The following is a 20190-nucleotide window of genomic DNA, read 5'->3' as shown; positions in this document are numbered from 1 at the left end:
GCGCTATAATACCTATTATCATACTATGATTATATGATAAAAGGGCAACAAAAGAAAGTATGGAGGGAAACATGATGCGTACACAGGCTGAAAAAAAGAAATCGTCTTACCGTGAACCGCTGATCCTCATTGCGTTCGTCATTGTCGGCGCTATTCTGGGCCTGACCTTGGGAGAAAAGGCCTCGGTCCTGTATCCCATCGGCCAGATCTGGCTGAACCTGCTGTTCGTTTTGCTGGTGCCGCTGATCTTCTTTTCCATCTCCAGCTCCATCGCCAACATCGCGGATACGAAGCGGGTGGGCAAGCTGCTGGTGCTGACCATCGGCATCTTTGTGGTGACCGCCGCCATTGCCGGCATCTACATGTTCGCCGTCACGGGCATCTTCGGCGTGGATACCTCTATCCAGCTGGACACCTCGGAGGTGGCCGCCGCCACTGCCACGGACAGCATCGGCACGCAGATCGTCAACACCTTTACCGTCAGCGATTTCCCGCTGGTCATCTCCCGAAGCCACATTCTGGCTCTGATCGTGTTCACAGTGTTCTTCGGCCTGACGGTTTCCGTCCTCGGGGAGCAGGGCAAGCCCGTGGCGTCCTGGCTGAGCAATATGTCCCTGGTGTTCTATAAGATGGTCGCCCTGCTGATGAAGCTGGCGCCCCTCGGCCTGATGGCCTACTTCGCCAACCTGACGGGCACCTACGGCCCGGATTTGCTCAAGAGCTACGCCCGGGGCCTGCTGATCTACTATCCCGCCGCCATCGTCTACTTCTTCGTGTTCCTGGCCCTGTACGCCTTCCTGGCGGCGGGACCCTGGGGCGTGAAGAACTTCTTCAAAAACATCCTGACCCCGGCCCTCACCGCCCTGGGCACCCGCTCCTCCGCCGCCACGCTGCCCCTGCAGCTGGACGCCTGCGACAAGCTGGGAGTGCCCCGGGAGGTCAGTTCCGTGGTGGTCCCCGTGGGCGCCACCTGCCACATGGACGGCGCCTGCATCGCCACCATCTATGAGATCGCCCTCTGCTGCGCCCTGTTTGGCCACCCGCTGAACAGCATCGGAGACTTCGCCTTTGCGCTGGTCATCGCGGTGGCCGGTTCCGTGGCTGTGTCCTCCGTCCCCGGCGGCGGCGCCGCCATGGAGACCATGGTGATCTCCGCCTTTGGCTTCCCCTCCATCGCCCTGCCGGTGCTGCTGATGATGACCCAGCTCTTTGACGCGGGCTGTACCCTCATCAACTCCTGCGGCGACACCGTGGCCTCCATGCTGGTGACCCGTGTGCTGTACGGCAAGGATTGGTACAAGAAAAACCTGAACAAGCAGGAAGAAGCAAAGGTTTAACGTCAGAAAGAGAGTGGCCTGAACATGAAGGAACAACCACGATGTCAGGAGACCCATTACGGAGACTGTGCCCACCGCCCGGATATGCACGGCATCCTCATTCCAGGAAAGCGGGGGCGGCTCCTCTCCGTGCTCTATACTGCGGCGGGGGAGGGGGTGCACCCAACCGTTCTTCTGCTCCACGGTATCCCCGGCTGTGAGCGGAATTTTGACCTGGCGCAATCGCTGCGCCGGGCGGGCTTCCATGTGATGACCTTCCATTACAGCGGAAGCTGGGGGAGTGACGGAAGCTATTCCCTGGCAAATGATTTGGAGGATACCAATACCGTGCTTGATTTCGTCCTCCAGGATAGGAAATACGGCTTCGATAAACAGCACATCTATGCTGTGGGCCACAGCCTGGGCGGATTTGTCTGCGGACAACTCTCCGCGCATCGCCATGAGATCAAGGGCGCGGTGCTGCTGATGCCCTGCGACATCGGGCGGCTGCCCCTGATCGCCCAGGAAGACCCGGCATCCTGGCAAACTATTCAGGAGGTGCTGGAAGACAGCGCCCAATGGCTCAGCGGCACCAGCGGCGAGGCACTCTTGCGGGAGGCGCTGGATCGAAGCGCGGACTTCCGCCTGGAAAGCGCGGCAGAGGCGTTGGCCCAAAAGCCGGTCCTCTGTATCGGCGGAACGCTGGATATTTATACGCCGCCGGTATTGCACTGCGAGCCGTTGGCCCACGCCGTCCAAGAGGCGGGAGGCACGTCGATCCAAACCGTTTCTTATCCAACGGACCATTTCTTTGCCGACTACCGGCTCACAGTGGCTGAAACTGTGACCACATTCCTGAAAGAGCAGCTTTCAGAATGAACAGAAATTAAGATGTCCGCCCTGCGAATGGGCGGACATCTTATTTTGAAAGCGGCTATACGGCTCAAATCACATAGTCGTATCCATCGGGATCCCTGTGCATCAAATCAGCCAGGGTGATATTATCCAGATAGTCATTGATGACCTTGTCCAGCCCCTGCCACAGGGGGAGCGTGCGGCACACCGCGGCCCGGGGACAGGCATCCGCACCGGATTCCAGGCAGGATACCGGGGCCATGGAGTCCTCCGTCAACCGCAGGATGCTGCCGACCGTATATTGTTCCGGCGCTTTCGTCAGCTGATAGCCGCCGCCCTTGCCCCGCACGCCGTTCAGCAGCCTGGCTTTCACCAGCAGCTTGATGATGCTCTCCAGATACTTTTCTGAAATTTCCTGCCGCTCCGCGATGACTTTCAGAGGGATGAAGCCCTCTGCCTGATGCTCCGCCAGATCGATCATGACCCGCAGCGCATAGCGGCCTTTTGTTGAGATCAGCATGCTTGACCCTCCTTTTGGAAACAACCCTATTATACAATATGGTAAATAGGAAAATCAATGAGAATATTTTGAAATGTCCTATTGACAAAGGCGGTATGCAAGACTATAATCCATATTAACCTATTCGAAAGGTTGGTATTAAAATGAAATACGACCTGAGCCTCCGATGTCGCCGATGTTGACAGGATACCCATCAGACACCAAAATCAATCATTACGACATTTTAGGAGGAATTTACAATGAGTAACATTTATACATCCGCCGACCAGCTGATCGGCAAGACTCCGCTGCTGGAACTGGTTCATATTGAGAAGGAAGAAGGCCTGGAGGCCAAGGTCCTGGCGAAGCTGGAGTATTTCAACCCCGCCGGCAGCGTGAAGGACCGCATCGCCAAGGCCATGATTGATGATGCCGAGGCCAAGGGCCTTCTGAAGCCCGGCTCCGTTATCATCGAGCCCACCTCCGGCAACACCGGCATCGGTCTGGCTTCCGTGGCCGCCGCCCGGGGCTACCGCATCATCATCGTGATGCCGGAGACTATGAGCGTGGAGCGCCGTCAGATCATGAAGGCCTACGGCGCGGAGCTGGTGCTGACCGAGGGTGCCAAGGGCATGAAGGGCGCCATCGCCAAGGCCGATGAGCTGGCCAAGGAAATCCCGAACAGCTTCATCCCCGGCCAGTTTGTGAACCCCGCCAACCCCGCCGTCCACAAGGCCACCACCGGCCCGGAGATCTGGGCGGACACCGACGGCAAGGTGGACATCTTCGTGGCGGGCGTCGGCACCGGCGGCACTGTCACCGGCACCGGTGAGTACCTGAAGGAGCAGAACCCCAACGTGAAGGTGGTGGCGGTGGAGCCCGCTTCCTCTCCCGTGCTGAGTAAGGGTACTCCCGGCGCCCACAAGATCCAGGGCATCGGCGCGGGCTTTGTCCCCGATGTGCTGAACACCTCCGTGTACGACGAGATCATCGCCGTGGAGAACGACGACGCCTTCGCCACCGGTAAGCTCATCGGCAAGAAGGAAGGCGTGCTGGTGGGTATCTCCTCCGGCGCCGCCGTGTGGGCCGCCATCGAGCTGGCCAAGCGGCCGGAGAACAAGGGCAAGACCATCGTGGCCCTGCTGCCGGATACCGGCGACCGCTATCTCTCCACCCCGCTGTTCGCGGACTGAACGGAAGCCATCAAGGGAGGCTGCTTTGTATGGCGGCCTCCCTTGAAATTTCTCTGTCAGGACAGGAGATGTGTACCATGATACCAACACCGGAGGAAGCATGGGCTTTACTCTGCGAATACAACCAGGGTGAATTTCACCGAAAACGCGGACTGATCGGCGCGGCGGCGCTGATGCGGCCCTCCAGGAGCGTCAGCGACATGGAGGTCAAGTCTGTCAAGAAAAAGTACAAGGATAAAAAGTTTGCCGCAGGCTGCTCCCGGGAGGTCATCGAACGGGGAGCCGCCATGCTGGGCTGGGACCTGAACGCCCTCTTTGAACGGACGCTCCGGGCCATGCGGACCAGCAGTGTTGTGGGATGACTGGAGAAGGAGGAGAGACAGATGGCAGCTTTGCGGGAACGGCTTGCGGAGGAAAAGGCGTATCTCACCGCGCTTCGGCGGGATTTCCACCAGCACCCCGAATTGAGCCTGAAGGAGTTCCGCACCGCGGCGCGGATCGAGGAGGAACTGGACCGTTTCGGCATCCCCCACACCCGCGTGGGAGAGACCGGCGTGCTGGGTACACTGCGGGGGACCGGAACAGGAGCGGGTATCGTCGTCCTGCGGGCAGACATTGACGCGCTGCCCATTCAGGAGACCAGCGGGGCGGAATATTGCTCCCTGACACCGGGCGTCATGCACGCCTGCGGCCATGACGTCCATACGGCCTGTCTGCTGGGAGCTGCGAAGCTGCTGTCGGAACGCAAAGCGGAATTCGGCGGTGAGGTCCGTTTTGCCTTTCAGCCCGCTGAGGAGATCGGACAGGGGGCAAAACCCTTTGTGGAAGCCGGTGCGCTGGACGGCGCCGACCGGGTCTTCGGCCTTCATGCCGCGCCTGATCTGCCCATCGGGACAGTGGGCTTGAAGCCGGGGCTGAACAATGCCGCCGTTGATCATTTCACCATTTTGGTACACGGAAAGTCCGCCCATGTGGCTGCGCCCCAGCTTGGTGTGGATGCGCTTTATATCGCTAGCCAGACCGTGGTGGCCCTTCAGGCTCTGGTGACCCGGCTCACTTCCCCCGTGGAGCCGATCATCATCGGCGTGGGCAAGCTGAATGCCGGAACCACCTACAACGCCCTGGCCGCGTCCGCTGCGCTGGAGGGCACCACCCGGACGATCTCTCAGGAGAGCAGGGAGCGGGTCCGGGAGCAGATCACAAAGACCGCCCAAAATATCGCGGACATCTACGGCGGTACCGCGGAAGTTCAATGGACGGATATTACCGCGGCGCTGATCAATGACCGGCAAGCGTGTCTGGAGGCCGCTGCGGAAGCGCAGGGGGAGGGCGTCAGGGTCGTCACGGACCGGAGCCTTTCCCTGTGCGGTGATAACTTCGCGGAGTACCTGCTCCATACCCCCGGTTCGTACGCATATCTGGGGACCGGAAACCCGGCTCTGCCCAATACGACGGTCTCCCTCCACAATGGTGATTTTGACGTGGACGAGGAAGCGTTGACTTTGGGAACAGGGCTCTATGCCGGATACGCCTTTTCCAAACTGACAGAAAACGAACTTTAAAAGAGTTCGGAACGTTCAGGATCGGCGAATCGGCTCTGTATTTTCCACCATTTCCCACGGGGGCGTCTGACCTTTGAGAAAGAACCGGATGATAACCGGGCCTTAGGCTGAGAGTACCGTTCGGCTCTCCCCGGTGCTCCGGCGGAAGGAACAGGCGAGGGCACCCGCTGAAAGCAGCATAGCATAAAAAACAGCACCCAGCCTGGCTCCGAAAGAGCCGGCTGGGTGCTGTGTACTGTTATTTTAGCTCTCTGACTGCTTGCTCCAGTTGGTCCGAAGACAGCGCGGGGGCCGGAAAATCCATATCCGCCACCCACAGGGGAAGTCAATCAGCCGGATATGCTGCGGTACAGGAAGGTCACGATCTGTGCTCTGGTGCAGTTGCTGCCGGGGGCGAACAGACCGCCGCCGATGCCGCCGGTGATCTCATTCTCCGCTGCCCAGGCCACAGCATCCGCGTAATACGCGTCGGGTGCCACATCCGTGAACGCCGCGCTGCTGCTGACAGCGGAAGCGCTGCTGGCACGGTAGAGGAAGGTGACCGCCTGCGCTCTTGTGCAGGTCGCGCCGGGAGAGAACTTACCGTCGCCGGTTCCGCCGGTGATGCCGTTTTCGGCTGCCCAGGCGACCGCCTTCTCGTAGTAGGAGCCTGCTGTCACATCGCCGAAGCTCTGGGTGCCCTTGGGTTCGGGACTGCCGGCGGCTCGCCACAGGAAGGTCACGATCTGCGCCCGGGTGCAGGGCGCGTTGGGGGAGAAGGTCGTGTCGGTGGTGCCGCTGGTGATGGCGTTTTCAGCAGCCCACAGAACCGCGTCGTAATAGTAGGCGTCCGCGGGAACATCCACGAAGAAGTTCAGCATGGAGTTATCCTCCATAAAGGCGCCGCTGCTGATCGTGCGCACACTGTTGGGCAGGGTCAGCGTTCCTGTGAGGCCGCTGTTCCCGCCAAAGGCGTACGCTCCGATGGCCTGTAACTGGCTGGTCTCCCGGCCACCCAGGTCCAGGGACCTCAGAGCGGTGCCGCTTAATTCATTGTATGCCGCACCCTGAGCGTAAAAGGCAGATTCTCCGATGGCCGTCACGCAGTCCGGGATCGTGACGGAAGCGAGGGCGCAATTCTTGAAGGCGTTTTCCGGGATTTCGGTAAGCTTTGTCACGTTGGACAAATCCACAGTTTGCAAGCTGTTGCAGGAGGCAAAGGCACTCGCCCCCAGCGTTTTCAGTCCGGAGCCGAAGGTGACGCTTTGCAGCTTGCTACTGGAAAACGCGCTGGCTCCAATGGACTCCAGCGAATCGGGGAAGGTGACGCTGGTCAAGGAGCAGCCCGAGAACGCGCTATCCCCAATGCGTTTCAGCGTATTTTCCGGGAAGGTGACGCTGGTCAGCTTTGACGAGCCAAAGCCATAGTCAATGATCTCCGCCTTTGAAGGCAGGGTCACGCTGGTCAGCGATTCCGGCCATGACGCGAAAAGGCCGTCAATGACCCGGATGAACACTTGCGCTGAAGTGCTCTCATTGGCGGCGTCGAACGGCAGGGTGTCCGGCATGGTCAGGGTGTCGGCGCTCCAGTCGGCCGGCGCGGTCACCGAGGAAAGGATCGCGTAATAAGCGTCGGTGGTTGCATACACGTCGGTGGTTGCATGCACAAAGTACCAATACTGGAAACCAGCCGCGTCCGTCCAATTCTGCATATTCCCGACAGGCTGGTCATTCTCGTCGATTTTCGTGATGATTTCTGCCGCCAGCGCGCTTGTGGGCAGCAGCCCCATCAGCATCACAACACACAGCAGCAGACTGATCATTCTTTTTTTCATGCGGTCGTCCTCCTTGTGACGGATTCAAAGCTTTGGCGCAGCGTGGAAGAGATCTCGTCCAGCAGCACATCCGGCAGCTCGCCGTCTGTGTCTGCGATCTCGACGCGGGTGACCTCTTCCCCGTTCCGCAGGATCGCGGTAAGCTCCATCTCGCCGGCGCCTGTTCCGTGAGCAAATCGCAGAATGCCGGCCTGACTGTCGGCAAACGCGATGGGAATTCCCAGCCGGTCCAGCATGTCATAGACCGCGTTGAGCAGGATGCTCTTGCCATACGGGTATTCTCTTGCTGCCATGGTCCGCCTCCTTCGCAAAGATTTGTTCAGACTGATTATCGCAAAAAAGCGGTGGTTTCGACAGGTCAGATCAGGTACGGATCGGAGAAAAACAGGGTCAGTTTTAGGTCAGGTCCGGGCAAACGGCTCTCTTTTCGTTGAAATATGGCGGTTTTTCTGCTATAATTGGCACCAGCATTTTGAGGTGGTGAAACCGTGAAGCGTATCTCTCTGACCCAAAAAACAAACTGCTTTCTGCTCATTTTTCTCTGCTTTCTCTGGACATCGTCCGGCTATCTGTCGTGGCTGTACCGCCTCATGGAGTTTACTTCGGGCGTATGGGTAGAGCTCCTCACAGAAGTGGTGGGCTATCTGTTTCAGGCCCTCGGTCTGCTGCTCTTCGCCCTGATCGTGCGCCGCTGCCCGAAGGCCGCCGGGCGGGTGCCCTTTTCCGCTGTCGTGGGGGCGGACTTCCTGATGGTCGTTCTGTCGGTCCTGTCCCGCGGCCTGACCGCCGCCCTGCTCTTCGGATACTGCATGAACACGCTCCACGGCGTGGTCGCCGGGTACTACCTGTACCGGCTGGCGTCCGTGGTGCAGTGGCAGGGCCGCGCCCTGGTGTTCGGTGCCGGGTATGCTCTGGCCAGTATCGTCTCATGGCTGCTGTCCCTCTGGGGCGGCGCGAATTTCCTGCGCTCCCCCTATGTGCTGCTTGTGTACGGCGTCCTCGCCGCGCTCACAGTCTTCCTCATTGTTCGGCAAAAAGAAGTGCCCCTCCAGGATATTCGCTTTGACGGCGAAAAGCCGTCCCTGCGGCTTGCTGCTCTCGCCGGGGCAACCGTCTTTTTGCTCAGCCTGGTCAAAAATCTCGGCTTCAGCTTTCCTTCCGCTGATGTGGCCCAGGGGATCAGCCTGGAGCTCAGCCGCGTGTTTTACGCCGCGGGGCTGGTGGTCGCGGGCATTGTCGGCGACAGGGAGCGGAAATACGGTGCGATCTGCTGCGTCGCCTCGCTGGGCGTCCCGTTTTTGATGATCGCCCTCTCCGAAAACCCCGGACCAAGCTATGTGTTCTGGGTCCTGAACTATCTCCTTTTCGGCTTCTTTGCCGTGTTCCGTGTGATCCTCTTTTCCGATATTGCCCGCAAAGACGCGAGCCTTTTGTATCTCTCCGGCTTTGGCCTGCTGTTCGGCAGGCTGGGGGATGCCGCCGGTACCTATGGCTGCATCTCGCTGAGCGGGCACACGGTGGCCCTGGTGAGCAGCGCGGCGGTGCTGTTTGCCGTTACCATCCTCGCTTTTTTCCTTCTGTACCAACGCGTCTACCTGCCCGCGCCCATCCAGGCCAGAAGCGAACAGGAGCGTTTCGACAGCTTTGCGGCGCAGTATGAGCTCTCCTCCAGAGAGCGTGAGATATTGCGGTTGGTTCTCACGGGGCAGTCCAACCCGGAAATGGCCGCAAATCTGTATATCTCGGAGAGCACGGTGAAATTTCACATCCACAATCTCTTGAAGAAAACCGGGTGCGAAAACCGTGTTTCCCTCGTTGCTCTTTATCGCAGCACATAGTATCTTCCATGCTGCTTTTCACTTGATAGGTGCACAAATAAAAGACCGACACCCATTTGAATGAGTGTCGGTCTTTGTTATCCTATTATGCGCTTGATTTTTTGGCGTATGTGGCGTAAGTTTGGCGTAAATCCGCTTCTCAGCCTCGCAAAAATCAAGCAATTTCAAGGGGTAACGGCTGTTTCTTAATACATGCCGCCCATGTCGGGGCTGGCGGGAGCGGCGGGCGCGGGAGGCTCGGGCTTGTCGGCCACCAGGGACTCGGTGGTCAGGACCATGGAGGAAACGGAAGCGGCGTTCTCCAGGGCGCTGCGGGTCACCTTGGCGGGGTCGATGATGCCGCTGGCGACCATGTCGCAGTACTCTTCCTTATAGGCGTCGAAGCCGTAGCCGTTCTTGCCGGAGGAGCGGACCTTCTCCAGGATGACGGAACCGTCCAGGCCGGCGTTGGCCGCGATCTGACGGATGGGGGCCTCCAGAGCCTTAGCGACGATCTGGACGCCGGTCTTCTCGTCGCCCTCGACGGTGTCCAGCAGAGCCTCGACAGCGGGGATGACGTTGACGAAGATGGTGCCGCCGCCGGCGACCACGCCTTCCTCAACGGCGGCGCGGGTGGCGTTCAGGGCGTCCTCGATGCGGAGCTTCTTCTCCTTCATCTCGGTCTCGGTGGCAGCGCCGACCTTGATGACGGCCACGCCGCCGGCCAGCTTCGCCAGGCGCTCCTGCAGCTTCTCCTTGTCGTAGTCGCTGGTGGTGTTGGCGATCTGGCTGCGGATCTGAGCGACGCGCTCCTTGATGGCCTGGGAGTCACCAGCGCCGTCAACGATGGTGGTGGTCTCCTTGGTGACCTTCACCTGACGGGCACGGCCCAGCATGGAGATGTCGGCGGTCTTCAGCTCCAGGCCGACTTCCTCGCTGATGACGGTGCCGCCGGTCAGGGTGGCGATATCCTGCAGCATCTCCTTGCGGCGGTCGCCGAAGCCGGGGGCCTTCACGCAGACCACGTTCAACGTGCCGCGCAGGCGGTTGACGATCAGGGTGTTCAGGGCCTCGCCCTCCACATCCTCGGCCACGATGACCAGCTTCTTGCCGGACTGGACCAGCTGCTCCAGCAGGGGCAGGATGTCGGCGATGACGGAGATCTTCTTATCGGTGATGAGGATATAGGCGTCGTCCACGATGGCTTCCATCTTCTCCATGTCGGTAGCCATGTAGGGAGTGATATAGCCGCGGTCGAACTGCATGCCCTCGACGACCTCGCTGTAAGTCTCGGCGGTCTTGGACTCCTCAATGGTGATGACGCCGTCGGCGGAGACCTTCTCCATGGCGTCGGCGATCAGCTTGCCGATCTCCTCATCGCCGGAGGAAACAGCGCCGACACGGGCGATGTCCTTGGAGCCGTCTACGGTCTTGGCCTGCTTCTTGACCTCGCTTACTGCGGCCTCGACAGCCTTGGCCATGCCCTTGCGGACCACGATGGGGTTGGCGCCGGCGGCCAGGTTCTTCAGGCCCTCGTGGATCATGGCCTGGGCCAGCAGGGTGGCGGTGGTGGTGCCGTCGCCGGCAACGTCGTTGGTCTTGGTGGAGACTTCCTTCACCAGCTGGGCGCCCATGTTCTCAAAGGGGTCCTCCAGCTCGACTTCCTTGGCGATGGTCACGCCGTCGTTGGTGATGAGGGGAGCGCCGTACTTCTTGTCCAGGACCACGTTGCGGCCCTTGGGACCCAGGGTGACCTTGACGGTATCAGCCAGCTGGTTGACGCCGGATTCCAGCGCCTTGCGGGCGTCGTCGCCGCGCTTGATTAACTTAGCCATAATAAACAACCTCCAAATTAAGATGATTTCGCGAAAGCGAAATGAATTTACAATTATTTTCGCCGCGGCGTGTACGTGGCGAAAATTCCCCGACCCAGCCGCCTTGGGCGGCGTTCACCAGTGACCGATGTCACTGGTGGTGGGGGAGGGCGAGGGGGAGCCTGCTCCCCTTCGCATTACTCTACAATCGCGAGAATGTCGTTCTGCCGGACGACGACGTACTCGATGTCCTCCAGGGTGACCTTGGTGCCGGCGTACTGGCTGGTGATGACCTTGTCGCCGGGCTTTACGGTCATGGTGATTTCCTTGCCGTCCACCATGCCGCCGGGGCCGACGGAGATGACTTCAGCCACAGAGGGCTTTTCCTTGGCAGAGCCAGTCAGGATGATGCCGCCCTTGGTGGTCTCTTCGGTTTCGACCATCTTCAGGATGACGCGGTCTGCAAGCGGAGTGAGTTTCATTTGGGGTTCCTCCTTATGATATAAAAAATTTTGAAAACAAATTCAGCGTTAGCACTCAACTCTTTCGAGTGCTAACGCTGTTATATTAGCGCAACCGTTCCGCTTTGTAAAGGGGGAAACTATGAAATATTTGTGAATTCCTGAAAAGAATGGTTCGGCCCACCCTCAGCGGGCGGTGGCGTTGGGGCTGCAGCCCTTGGGGCCGAAGAAGTTCAGCCGCTTGTCCGAGAGGGTCATCACGACCTCCCGGCCCCGGAAGGTCTCACCGTCTACGCAGGTCACGATGTCCTCCTCTGCCCGGATGCGGACGGTTCTGGCGGTGGAGACCCGGATCAGATTTTGAGGGAGCTTGCGGTATTCCCCGGCGGAGTAGGGGGCGAACAGCCGGGCAAAGGTGGCCTTGGCGACATTTTTGATGAGGACGGTATGCAGCACGCCGTCGTCCATCCGGGCCTCCGGCACGGGCATGGAGCCGCCGCCGTAGTACCGCCCGTTGCACATGGACACCAGGGCGAAATCGTCCTCCAGTTCCTCCTCGTCCAGCCAAACCTTCCAGTGGCGGCCGATGGGCTTGAACAGGAAATTCACCGCTACGGAGGCCAGATAGCTGTTCCGGCCGTGGAGCAGGGGGGAGCTGCCGTACTGGTGGACGCTGTCCGCGATGCGGGCGTCGATGCCGTTGCAGGCGATGGTCAGGCACAGGCGGCCGTTGCAGTCGATGAGGTCCAGGGGAAAGGCATCCCCGTCCCACAGGTTTTCCACATCGGAAAATTTGTCGGCGTCGGGGCCGAAGTTTTTCAGGAAGTCGTTCCCGGTGCCGGTGGGGATGCAGCTCATGGCGGCGTTGGGGAAACCGGCGATGCCGTTTGCCACCTCATGGATGGTGCCGTCGCCGCCGCAGGCGTAAAGGCGGATGGCTTCACCGGACTCCGCCAGCTTCCGGGCCATGTCTGTGGCGCCGCCGGGCCGGTCGGTGAGCATACAGGCGCACTCTAGGCCGTGGGCCTCCCGCAGGTGGTCGGCCAGCTCGTAGATGCGGGAGGTCTGGTCTTTCTTTCCCGCGCGGGGATTGATGATGAAGATATGCTTCATGGGCGAGATCCCCCTTGAATCGTTTACAATTTGTATATTTCGACAGAAAAATTACTTACCGTACTGGAACACGTCACATTTTAACATGCCGTTGTACAGCTTCCGCTTCTTGTCGGCGGGGCGGCCGAAGCAGCGCTCAAACTCCGTGTGGGAGGAGAGCACCAGCACCCGCCACTTGGGGGGCAGCGTCCGGACGGCCCGTCCGAACACCCGGTACAGCTCCTCCGCCTCTTTTTTCTCCAGCAGCCGCTCGCCGTAGGGCGGGTTGGTGACCAGCTGGCCGTATTCGCTGTCCCGGTGGAATTTTCCCGCGTCCGCCACCTCAAACCGGATGCAGTCCTCCACCCCCGCCAGCTCCGCGTTGTGCTTTGCCAGTTCGACGGCGGCAGGGTCGATGTCGCCGCCCCAGATGTCGTAGGTGCCGTGGAACTCCTTGTCCATCGCTTCGTCGGCGGCGTCCAGCCACAGCCTGGAGTCCATGCTTTTCCACTTCTGGGCGGCAAAGCTCCGGTCCAGGCCCGGGGCCCGGTTCTTGGCGATGAGGGCCGCCTCGATGGGGATGGTGCCGCTGCCGCAGAAGGGGTCGCAGAAGGGGTCCTTGCCCCGGTAGCGGGAGAGGGTCACCAGCGCCGCCGCCAGGGTCTCCCGCAGGGGAGCGCCCATGTTCCGGGCCCGGTAGCCCCGCTTGTAAAGGCCCTCGCCGGAGGTGTCCAGATACAGCGTGGCCACGTCTTTGATGATGGCGAACTGGATTTGGTAGCGGCTGCCCGTCTCCGGCAGGGTCTCGCAGCCGTAGGCGCTGCCCAGCCGCTTCGCCGCCGCCTTCTTCACGATGGACTGGCAGGCGGGCACGGAGTGCAGCGTGGAGTTCAGGGAGTAGCCCTTGACAGGAAACTCGCCGTCCCTGGGGATAAAGTCCTCCCAGGGCAGGGCCAGAACGCCCTGGAACAATGCCTCAAAATCCTTTGCCGCAAAGCTGCCCAGCTCCATCAGCACCCGGGCGCCGCAGCGCAGGTTGATGTTCAGCCGGGCGATGTCGGCCATGGTCCCCTCGCAGTGGACCCGGCCGTTCTCCGCCCGGACGTTTTGCAATTGCAGACGCTTCATCTCGTCCGCCACCAGGCTTTCCAGCCCGAATAAGCAGGGGACCGTCAGAGTCATGGCAGTACCTTCTTTAAAAAAATAGTGATTTGTCAGGCATAGTATATCAGGAAACAGTTTGCTCTGCAATGGCTGCTTTTGTAACCGAAATGAAATGTTTTTCCCGTATGGGATATGATACACTTAAATAAAACAGGTGAAAAACGTCTGAGAGAGGAGGAACTGCCTGTGAACTATATGATGTGGCTTTGGCTGGGCGCCATCGTGCTCTTCGGCGTGGTGGAGGCTGTCACGGCGGGACTGGTGTCCATCTGGTTCGTGGCAGGCAGCGCGGCGGCGCTGATCGGGGCGCTGCTGGGCGCGGGCATCGGCGTGCAGGCGGCGCTGTTTATCGCGGTGTCCGCGGCGGCGCTGGCGGTGACGCGGCCTCTGGTGCGGCGCTATACGGCGGGCAAGGCCGTCCCCACCAACGCCGACCGGGTGCTGGGCGGCACCGGCAAGGTCACGGAGGTCATCGACAACGAAAATTCCACCGGCGCCGTCTATGTGGACGGCAAGACCTGGACGGCCCGCAGCGCTGACGGCAGCGTCATCCCGGAGGGAGCAGTGGTGGAAATTCTGCGCATGGAGGGCGTCAAGCTCTTTGTGAAAAAACAAGAAGAAAAAGTGGAGGTAGCGTTATGAGCTTTGGTTGGATCGTCCCTGCTGTGCTGGTGATTTTGATACTGGTGGTGCTCATCAGCAATATCCATATCGTTCAGCAGTCCCGGGCCTACGTGGTGGAGCGCCTGGGCGCGTTCTACTCCGTGTGGAACGTGGGTCTGCATTTCAAGGTCCCCTTCATCATGCGGGTGGCGAAAAAGGTGTCGCTGAAGGAGCAGGTGGCGGACTTCGCCCCCCAGCCCGTCATCACCAAGGATAACGTCACCATGCAGATCGACACGGTCATCTATTTCCAGATCACCGACCCCAAGCTGTACACCTACGGCGTGGAGCACCCCATGAACGCCATCGAGAACCTGACGGCCACCACCCTGCGCAACATCATCGGCGACATGGAGCTGGACCAGTCCCTGACCAGCCGTGACATCATCAACTCCCGGATGCGGGCCATCCTGGACGAGGCCACGGACCCCTGGGGCATCAAGGTCAACCGGGTGGAGCTGAAAAACATCATCCCGCCCAAGGAAATCCAGAACGCCATGGAGAAGCAGATGAAGGCGGAGCGGGAGCGCCGCGAGTCCATCCTCCAGGCGGAGGGCACCAAGCAGTCCCAGATTTTGGTGGCTGAGGGCGAGAAGCAGTCCGCCATTTTGAAGGCCGACGCCGCTAAGCAGGCCGCCATCCTGAAGGCCCAGGGCGAGAAGGAGGCCCGCATCATGGCCGCCGAAGCCGAGGCCCAGGCCATCATGCAGGTGCAGAAGGCCATGGCCGACTCGCTGAAGCTGCTGAACGAGGCGGCGCCCAACGACCAGGTGGTGAAGCTGAAAGCTCTGGAGGCCATGCAGAAGGTGGCGGACGGCAAGGCCACGAAAATCATCATCCCCAGCGAGCTGCAGGGCCTTGCGGGGCTGGCGGCCAGCGCCAAGGCGGTGTTCGAGAGCGACGACCCCAAGGCGGAATAAAGGAAAATTGCCTTACCGGGCGGCCCAGTCGGGCCGCTCCGGTTTTTTCTGCTCCTCCCGCATATGGCGGACCAGGGCGTCCAGCCTTTCCTTTCCGGGGACGGCATCCTGCCGCTGCTCCGCCCGGCGCTGGGCGGCGGACTGGTAGTTGGCGCACTTCTCGGCGTAGGCCGCCGCGTCCCGGCGGATGGTGTCGGCCATGAAGGAGAAGGCCATCTGGGTCTTTTCCCCCATGCCGGGGTAGCGCGCCTCAAAGCCGGTGATGCCGTCCTCGCCGCCTGCCTCCTTTTCGCCGCACTCCATCAGGGCGCGGAAAAGGATGCCCAGCTGCTCATCCGGCAGGTCGGCCACCCGGTGGAAGTTGTCGAAGTACAGGAGAATGCTGCTGCGTCTGCCTTTCATAAAAAGCCCTCCGTTTCTGTGTGTCTTTATAAAGAGCGCCCGTCAGGGGCATCCGTTGCACGAAAGGAGGAAACTTTATAAAATTTTGCAAAATTTTACGGATATAGAGAAAGCCACAGAGAAGAAAAAGAAATAAAAAAAGATAAAGATATTTTCAAAGAGGGAAACAGATAAAGGCAGAGCAACCGGTAAAGAGACAGCCAGCGTCACAGGAAAAGCCGCCCCCGGCCCAAAAGGCGGAGGCGGCTGCGTTTTTGTGGAAATTTACAGCCTGGTCACCACGGGGATGACCATGGGGCTGCGTTTCGTGTTTTTGAACAGGTAGCTGCTGACGGCGGACTTCACCGCGCCCTTCAGCTCGCCGTCGTCCCGGCTGCGCTTGCGGGAGACGGAGTCGGCGGCGTCCATGGCCACGTTCTGCAGCTCTTTCATCAGGTCGCCGGACTCCTTCACGTAGATGAAGCCCCGGGTGACGATCTCCGGCGGGCTCAGCAGGTCGCCGTTGTGACTGGAGATGGGGAGGACCACCACCACCATGCCGTCCTCGGCCAGCCGCTTGCGGTCCCGCATGACGACCGCGCCCACGTCGCCCACGCCGGCGCCGTCCACATACACCTCTCCGGCGGGGACGGTGCCGTTCACCTTCATGGTCTTGGTGGTCATCTCGATGACGGAGCCGTTGTCCGCGATGGCGATGTGGTTGCGCTCCATGCCCATGTCCTGGGCCAGCTGGCTGTGGATCTGCAGCATCCGCTGCTCGCCGTGGAGGGGGACGAAGAAACGGGGCTTCGTCAGGGCGTGGATGATTTTCAGCTCCTCCTGGCAGGCGTGGCCGGAGACGTGGAGGATGTCGGCCTTGTTGTAGACCACCTTCACGCCCTTGCGGAACAGCTCGTTGATGACCCGGCCCACGGTGACCTCGTTGCCGGGGATGGCGGAGGCGGAAATGATCACCTTGTCGCCCGCGCCCAGCTCCACCTGCTTGTGGGTGGAGAAGGCCATGCGGTACAGGGCGCTCATCTCCTCGCCCTGGCTTCCGGTGGTGACGATCACTTGCTTGTTTTTCGGCAGGCCCTTGATCTTGTTGATGTCCATGAGGGTGTTCTTGGGCACCTTCATGTAGCCTAACTCCGTGGAGACCTTCATCATGTTCTCCATGGAGCGGCCGGTGACGGCCACCTTCCGCCCGCACTGGGCGGCGGCGTCCAGCACCTGCTGGATGCGGTGGACGTTGGAGGCGAAGGTGGTGACGATGATGCGCTCGTCGCAGTTCTGGAACTGGCGGGTGAAGGTGGCGCCCACCGTCTTTTCAGAGGGTGTAAAGCCGGGGCGCTCCACATTGGTAGAGTCGGCGCACAGGCACAGCACCCCCTCCTTGCCCAGCTCACCCAGCCGTGCAAGGTCGATGACCTCCCCGTCGATGGGGGTGGAGTCGATTTTGAAGTCGCCGGTGTGGACGACCGTGCCCATCTTGGTGTGGATGGCGAAGGCCACGGAGTCGGCGATGGAGTGGTTCACGTGGATGAACTCCACGGTGAACTTGCCCGCCCGGACGCTCTTGCCCGGCTCCACGGTGATGAGCTTGGTGGACTTCACCAGGTTGTGCTCCTCCAGCTTCAGCTTGATGAGGCCGGCGGTGAAGCGGGTGCAGTAGATGGGCATGTTCACCTGCTTGAGCACGTAGGGGATGGCGCCCACATGGTCCTCATGTCCGTGGGTGATGAACAGGCCCCGGATGCGGGCCCGGTTCTTGATGAGGTACGTCACGTCGGGGATGATGCAGTCGATGCCGTACATGTCGTCGCCGGGGAAGGCCATGCCGCAGTCCACCACGATGATCTCGCCGCCGTACTCGTAGGCGGTCATGTTCTTGCCGATCTCATTGAGGCCGCCCAGGGGGATGATTTTCAATTTTTCTGCCATAAAAATAAAATACTCCTTTATTAAGCGATATGTAAGGTACCCCTGGAAGCGGAAATGGCGCGGAAAGCGCTGAAAAAAGCGCACGCAAAGAAGAGACGTCCGATTCCCGCCCGGCCCCGTTTCGCCGGTGGGGAGTACGGTCACGTCATCCCGAACATTCCATATGGGGGTTGTTCTATTTGACTGGGCGAAAGCGCGTCCGCACCAGTGAAATACATAAAAACAGCGGAGGAACCACGTTCCTCGACGCCTGACCTGATATAGTATAACACGGAAAAACGGGTTTGTATACAAAAATTTTGCGTTATGTTGACTTTCAACAAAAAACCGCCCGAAAATTCCGCCGCCCGTCCCTTGACAAAGGCTTGGAATGTGGTATTCTGTGTACGTTAACAGGAAGGAGGCGGACCATGCGGGCTACCATCAAAATGATTGCGGAAAAGGCGGGGGTGTCCATCGGCACGGTGGACCGGGTGCTCCATGAGCGGCCCTACGTGAAGGCCGAGGTCAAGGAGCGGGTGCTTCAGGTCATGGAGGAGCTGGAATACCGCCCCAACCGCATGGCCAGCGCCCTTGCCATGAGCGGCACGGCCCGGAAGCTGGCCCTCATCCAGCCCTGCTGGGGCAGCGGCTACATCCGCCAGGAAATTGAGGGCGGCGTGGCCCGGTTCCGGGAGGAGCACCGGGACTACAACCTGACGGCGGATGTGCTGGACTACCCCCAGGAGGACATGGCCGCCTGTCTGCGGCAGGTGGATCGGGCGGTGGAGAGCGGCGCCCAGGCCGTGGCGCTGTGCGCCTCCGACTGCCCGGAGGTCCGGGCAAAACTGGAGGAGCTGGCGAAGAAAAACATCCCGGTGGCCACCTATAACTCCGACATCGCCGGGTCGGCCCGGCTGTGCTACGTGGGCGAGGACGCCCGCCACGCCGGACGGGTGGCCGGGGAGATCGCCGCCAAGTTCCTGCGGCCCGGGGAGCCGTACCTGCTGGCCTACGCCGGCCCCGCCTACGCCGGGCATAAGGGCCGGGCGGACGGGTTTCTGGAGCGGCTGGAGGAGCTGGGCCTGCGGCGGGAGGACTGCCGGATGGCCGTCACCCACAACGACTACGACGAGACCTTCCGGGCGGTGCGGCAGGCGCTGGAGGAGGACCCGGCCCTGCGGTACATCTACATGGTGACCCTCAGCGTTCCGGGGTGCGTGGACGCCATCCGCGCCTGCGGCCGCGGCGGGAGCGTCCATGTGCTGTCCCACGACAGCGGGCCGGATGTCCAGGCCCTGCTGCGGGAGGGGGCCGTGGACTTCACCATCGGCCAGGACCTTAGCTACCAGAGCTATCAGGCATTGACCCTGCTGTTCCGGGCGGTGGCGGAGCACAAGATGCCGGAAAGGGACTGCTACTATTCCGCCAGCCCGATTTTGAACGCGGAGACGATTTGAATACTTGCGGCAAGGGGGACGACCGTCCCCCGGCTGTTTGCAATTTTCTGTGTACGCACACAGAATGGAGGAATCCCAATGAAACACACGAAAAAACTGCCGCCGGCGGTGCTGGCCCTCATTGGACTGAGCTTCGCCCTGGGCTCCTGCGAGTACGTGGTGGTGGCTATCCTGCCGGACATCGCGGCGGGGCTGGACGCGTCCCTGGGGGCCGTGGGGAAGCTGGTGGGCGTGTTCGCCGCCGGGTATGCCGTCGGCACGCCGCTGCTCACCGCCGCCGCGGGCCGGGTGCCCAAGTACCGGCTGCTGATGGCCCTGCTGGTGCTGTTTCTTATCTCCAACGCCATGAGTATGCTGGCGCCGAACCTGGCGGTGCTGTACCTGTCCCGGGCGGTGTCCGCCGTGCTGACGGGCACCCTGACGGCGGTGTCGTTCCTGTTCGTCCGGGAAGTCACGCCACGGGAGCAGAGCGCCCAGGCCGTGTCCCTGGTCTACGCGGGCATGTCCCTGGCTACGGTGGTGGGCAACCCCCTGAACAAGCTCATCTGCCGGTACTTCGGCTGGCGGGCGGCCTTCGCCGTCATCCTGGCGGTGGGGGTCATCCTGCTGCCGGTGCTGGCCCGGCTCCTGCCCCACCAAATGACCGAACCGGCGGCGGAGGGCGGCGGCTTCTTCCGCCAGTTCGCCGTGCTGCGGGACCCCCGCTACACGCTGTGCGTGCTCATCGCCGTGTGCTCCTACGGCGCTACCTACGTGGTCTACACCTACGTGACCCCCATCCTGACCGACGTGGTGGGCGTGGGGGAGAACGCCGTCAGCCCGCTGCTGATGGCGGTTGGCCTTTGCTGTATGGGCGGCAACCTGCTGGCGGGCTGGGTGGGCGCCCGGGGCGGCGTCCGCAAAACGCCGCTGGTGCTGCTGGGCCAGGGGGCGCTGTTCCTGGCGATGCCTACCCTGCTGGGGGGCCGCTGGACGGGACTTTTCGCCGTGCTGGGGATGTGCCTGATGATGTATCTTGTCAGCACCCCGGTACAGCTCCACGCCCTGGAGCTCAGCGAGCGGGCACACCCTTACGCCGCCAGCCTCTGCGCCTCCACGCTGTCGGTGGCCGCCAACATCGGCGTGGCGCTGGGGTCCTTTGCCGGCAGCGGCCTCCAGAGCGCCGTGGGCCTGCGGGCCCTGGGCTATCCCGCCGCGGCCTTCGCCCTGGCGGGGGTGGCGGCGAACCTGGCCCTGCTCCGGGCGGTGAGGAGGGG

Annotated in this window: 18 protein-coding genes and 1 pseudogene; 10 read left to right on the top strand and 9 right to left on the bottom strand. The window is 61.2% G+C overall.

The features are described 5' to 3' along the window. Positions 1 to 71: 71 nt before the first annotated feature. The gene (locus JQM68_RS10910; protein ID WP_235223037.1) at positions 72 to 1337 is read left to right on the top strand and encodes a dicarboxylate/amino acid:cation symporter; all 1266 of its coding nucleotides are present in this window, start codon (positions 72 to 74) and stop codon (positions 1335 to 1337) included. Between the two features lie 24 nt (positions 1338 to 1361). Next, the gene (locus JQM68_RS10905) at positions 1362 to 2195 is read left to right on the top strand and encodes an alpha/beta hydrolase family protein (protein ID WP_235223036.1); all 834 of its coding nucleotides are present in this window, start codon (positions 1362 to 1364) and stop codon (positions 2193 to 2195) included. Between the two features lie 64 nt (positions 2196 to 2259). Here the strand turns inward: JQM68_RS10905 and JQM68_RS10900 are convergent, their stop codons facing one another. Further along, entirely contained in the window at positions 2260 to 2691 is a 432-nt protein-coding gene (locus JQM68_RS10900) for an RrF2 family transcriptional regulator (protein ID WP_235223035.1), read from the bottom strand. A gap of 239 nt (positions 2692 to 2930) precedes the next feature. Between JQM68_RS10900 and cysK the strand changes: the two genes are divergently transcribed. The 3 genes and pseudogenes from cysK to JQM68_RS10885 all read left to right on the top strand — a co-directional run bounded on the left by cysK (position 2931) and on the right by JQM68_RS10885 (position 5425). Beyond that, a complete protein-coding gene (cysK, locus tag JQM68_RS10895; protein WP_235223034.1) occupies positions 2931 to 3863 on the top strand; it encodes a cysteine synthase A in 933 nt (310 codons plus the stop codon). Between the two features lie 149 nt (positions 3864 to 4012). Beyond that, positions 4013 to 4225 (top strand): annotated as a pseudogene (locus tag JQM68_RS10890) (hydrolase); the annotation flags it as partial. 21 nt (positions 4226 to 4246) lie between these two features. Then, positions 4247 to 5425, top strand: coding sequence for a M20 metallopeptidase family protein (locus JQM68_RS10885; RefSeq protein WP_235223033.1), 1179 nt, complete (start codon positions 4247 to 4249; stop codon positions 5423 to 5425). 329 nt (positions 5426 to 5754) lie between these two features. Here JQM68_RS10885 and JQM68_RS10880 read toward each other — a convergent pair whose 3' ends face one another. Then, positions 5755 to 7239, bottom strand: a complete 1485-nt coding sequence (locus tag JQM68_RS10880) for a leucine-rich repeat protein (protein ID WP_235223032.1) — start codon at positions 7237 to 7239, stop codon at positions 5755 to 5757. Continuing rightward, entirely contained in the window at positions 7236 to 7532 is a 297-nt protein-coding gene (locus JQM68_RS10875) for a hypothetical protein (RefSeq protein ID WP_235223031.1), read from the bottom strand. The genes JQM68_RS10880 and JQM68_RS10875 overlap by 4 nt, the downstream gene beginning before the upstream one ends. Positions 7533 to 7727: 195 nt before the next feature. Between JQM68_RS10875 and JQM68_RS13880 the strand changes: the two genes are divergently transcribed. Then, positions 7728 to 9077 (top strand): helix-turn-helix transcriptional regulator, encoded by a 1350-nt coding sequence (locus JQM68_RS13880; protein WP_235223030.1) that lies wholly within the window; start codon positions 7728 to 7730, stop codon positions 9075 to 9077. Positions 9078 to 9262: 185 nt separating this feature from the next. Here the strand turns inward: JQM68_RS13880 and groL are convergent, their stop codons facing one another. From groL to JQM68_RS10850, 4 genes are all read right to left on the bottom strand, one after another. Beyond that, the gene (groL, locus tag JQM68_RS10865; protein ID WP_235223029.1) at positions 9263 to 10891 is read right to left on the bottom strand and encodes a chaperonin GroEL; all 1629 of its coding nucleotides are present in this window, start codon (positions 10889 to 10891) and stop codon (positions 9263 to 9265) included. A gap of 176 nt (positions 10892 to 11067) precedes the next feature. Next, positions 11068 to 11352, bottom strand: coding sequence for a co-chaperone GroES (locus JQM68_RS10860; RefSeq protein WP_235223028.1), 285 nt, complete (start codon positions 11350 to 11352; stop codon positions 11068 to 11070). Positions 11353 to 11517: 165 nt separating this feature from the next. Further along, positions 11518 to 12444: a diacylglycerol/lipid kinase family protein gene (locus JQM68_RS10855; protein WP_235223027.1), complete on the bottom strand. Its 927-nt coding sequence runs from the start codon at positions 12442 to 12444 to the stop codon at positions 11518 to 11520. A gap of 51 nt (positions 12445 to 12495) precedes the next feature. Beyond that, positions 12496 to 13605 (bottom strand): THUMP domain-containing class I SAM-dependent RNA methyltransferase, encoded by a 1110-nt coding sequence (locus JQM68_RS10850; RefSeq protein ID WP_235223026.1) that lies wholly within the window; start codon positions 13603 to 13605, stop codon positions 12496 to 12498. Positions 13606 to 13782: 177 nt separating this feature from the next. On the opposite strand from JQM68_RS10850, the gene JQM68_RS10845 reads away from it, so the two are divergent. Next, positions 13783 to 14229 carry an NfeD family protein gene (locus tag JQM68_RS10845; protein WP_235223052.1) on the top strand — a complete coding sequence of 149 codons (447 nt, stop codon included), beginning with the start codon at positions 13783 to 13785 and terminating at the stop codon, positions 14227 to 14229. Next, positions 14226 to 15170 carry an SPFH domain-containing protein gene (locus tag JQM68_RS10840; RefSeq protein WP_235223025.1) on the top strand — a complete coding sequence of 315 codons (945 nt, stop codon included), beginning with the start codon at positions 14226 to 14228 and terminating at the stop codon, positions 15168 to 15170. Before JQM68_RS10845 ends, JQM68_RS10840 begins: the two co-directional genes overlap by 4 nt. A 12-nt stretch (positions 15171 to 15182) precedes the next feature. On the opposite strand, the gene JQM68_RS10835 is transcribed toward JQM68_RS10840, so the two are convergent. Together JQM68_RS10835 and JQM68_RS10830 are read right to left on the bottom strand one after the other, a co-directional pair. Further along, positions 15183 to 15572 carry a DUF6291 domain-containing protein gene (locus JQM68_RS10835; protein ID WP_235223024.1) on the bottom strand — a complete coding sequence of 130 codons (390 nt, stop codon included), beginning with the start codon at positions 15570 to 15572 and terminating at the stop codon, positions 15183 to 15185. 264 nt (positions 15573 to 15836) lie between these two features. Then, entirely contained in the window at positions 15837 to 17495 is a 1659-nt protein-coding gene (locus JQM68_RS10830) for a ribonuclease J (protein ID WP_235223023.1), read from the bottom strand. Positions 17496 to 17905: 410 nt separating this feature from the next. Here JQM68_RS10830 and JQM68_RS10825 point away from each other — a divergent pair, with 410 nt between their 5' ends. Next, positions 17906 to 18934, top strand: a complete 1029-nt coding sequence (locus tag JQM68_RS10825) for a LacI family DNA-binding transcriptional regulator (RefSeq protein WP_235223022.1) — start codon at positions 17906 to 17908, stop codon at positions 18932 to 18934. 78 nt (positions 18935 to 19012) lie between these two features. Next, on the top strand, positions 19013 to 20190 hold a 1178-nt coding region (locus JQM68_RS10820; protein WP_235223021.1), incomplete at its 3' end, for an MFS transporter.

It is taken from the genome of Oscillibacter valericigenes, assembly GCF_021531435.1.
Lineage (GTDB): Bacteria > Bacillota > Clostridia > Oscillospirales > Oscillospiraceae > Oscillibacter > Oscillibacter valericigenes_B.
Note: the sequence above shows the minus strand (reverse complement) of the source record. Positions and strands in the feature narration are given on the sequence as shown.

Bases quoted from the DNA above. Each gene is read 5' to 3' on its own strand.
- JQM68_RS10910 (WP_235223037.1), top strand. From the start codon at position 72: ATGATGCGTACACAGGCTGAAAAAAAGAAATCGTCTTACCGTGAACCG.
- JQM68_RS10905 (WP_235223036.1), top strand. From the start codon at position 1,362: ATGAAGGAACAACCACGATGTCAGGAGACCCATTACGGAGACTGTGCC.
- JQM68_RS10900 (WP_235223035.1), bottom strand. From the start codon at position 2,691: ATGCTGATCTCAACAAAAGGCCGCTATGCGCTGCGGGTCATGATCGAT.
- cysK (WP_235223034.1), top strand. From the start codon at position 2,931: ATGAGTAACATTTATACATCCGCCGACCAGCTGATCGGCAAGACTCCG.
- JQM68_RS10885 (WP_235223033.1), top strand. From the start codon at position 4,247: ATGGCAGCTTTGCGGGAACGGCTTGCGGAGGAAAAGGCGTATCTCACC.
- JQM68_RS10880 (WP_235223032.1), bottom strand. From the start codon at position 7,239: ATGAAAAAAAGAATGATCAGTCTGCTGCTGTGTGTTGTGATGCTGATG.
- JQM68_RS10875 (WP_235223031.1), bottom strand. From the start codon at position 7,532: ATGGCAGCAAGAGAATACCCGTATGGCAAGAGCATCCTGCTCAACGCG.
- groL (WP_235223029.1), bottom strand. From the start codon at position 10,891: ATGGCTAAGTTAATCAAGCGCGGCGACGACGCCCGCAAGGCGCTGGAA.
- JQM68_RS10860 (WP_235223028.1), bottom strand. From the start codon at position 11,352: ATGAAACTCACTCCGCTTGCAGACCGCGTCATCCTGAAGATGGTCGAA.
- JQM68_RS10855 (WP_235223027.1), bottom strand. From the start codon at position 12,444: ATGAAGCATATCTTCATCATCAATCCCCGCGCGGGAAAGAAAGACCAG.
- JQM68_RS10850 (WP_235223026.1), bottom strand. From the start codon at position 13,605: ATGACTCTGACGGTCCCCTGCTTATTCGGGCTGGAAAGCCTGGTGGCG.
- JQM68_RS10845 (WP_235223052.1), top strand. From the start codon at position 13,783: ATGATGTGGCTTTGGCTGGGCGCCATCGTGCTCTTCGGCGTGGTGGAG.
- JQM68_RS10840 (WP_235223025.1), top strand. From the start codon at position 14,226: ATGAGCTTTGGTTGGATCGTCCCTGCTGTGCTGGTGATTTTGATACTG.
- JQM68_RS10835 (WP_235223024.1), bottom strand. From the start codon at position 15,572: ATGAAAGGCAGACGCAGCAGCATTCTCCTGTACTTCGACAACTTCCAC.
- JQM68_RS10830 (WP_235223023.1), bottom strand. From the start codon at position 17,495: ATGGCAGAAAAATTGAAAATCATCCCCCTGGGCGGCCTCAATGAGATC.
- JQM68_RS10825 (WP_235223022.1), top strand. From the start codon at position 17,906: ATGCGGGCTACCATCAAAATGATTGCGGAAAAGGCGGGGGTGTCCATC.